This is a genomic window from Proteus sp. MB838, assembly GCF_054767435.1.
The window spans coordinates 1-601 of sequence record NZ_BAABMO010000106.1 but is presented as its reverse complement, the minus strand read 5'-3'; the positions used below and the strand labels follow the sequence as shown (position 1 = coordinate 601).

Genomic DNA, 601 nt, shown 5'->3' with positions numbered 1-601 from the left:
TAATTGGTTCGATTATTCCTTTATTAAATAATTCGATGACACCTTTTTCATTCATTGAATCAAAAGACAATTCGCTATCCAGACCTATTTCGGCAAAGATTGCAATAATCGAAGCTTCTTTGTCGGTGACATTATTAATATTGTTTTTCTTTTTTTTATTTAATCTTACTTGTGTTAACGCTCTGTTTAAGTAAATACATAACTTAATGAATAACTTAACAAAATATGAAATAAAGTAACTCACTGGAACAAAAAATAGTGACGACACTATGTATGGATTATCCCACTGAAGAAGTTTTGAGTTAATAAATTCAATATATCCAATGGGAGTAAATATTAATAACGCAAACCAAGATAACAACCAAAACATATTGAACCTCAATGATGTGTTTTGTTTTAAATAGGCAATCACTGCCTCAATCCAATTCGGCATGGTTGATAATCTCTTATTCTGTAGGGGTAAGTGGATTATAGCCGATTTCTCGCTGTAGGGGTACACGAGAACCACCTCGCCTGACGTGGTTAAAAGCAGGCACAGTTAACTAATTACAGTCCATTCTGTGGGCTGTGGTGAGTTGATTAATAGATAGGAGATAGAGAT

General features: G+C 33.4%; 1 protein-coding gene. It reads right to left on the bottom strand.

Annotated features, from left to right (window positions below; all coding sequences use genetic code 11):
- Nucleotides 1-433, bottom strand: a 433-nt coding sequence (locus ACYUCW_RS18135; RefSeq protein ID WP_460409185.1) for a super-infection exclusion protein B, incomplete at its 3' end; no start/stop codon positions are given.
- Nucleotides 434-601 lie beyond the last annotated feature (168 nt).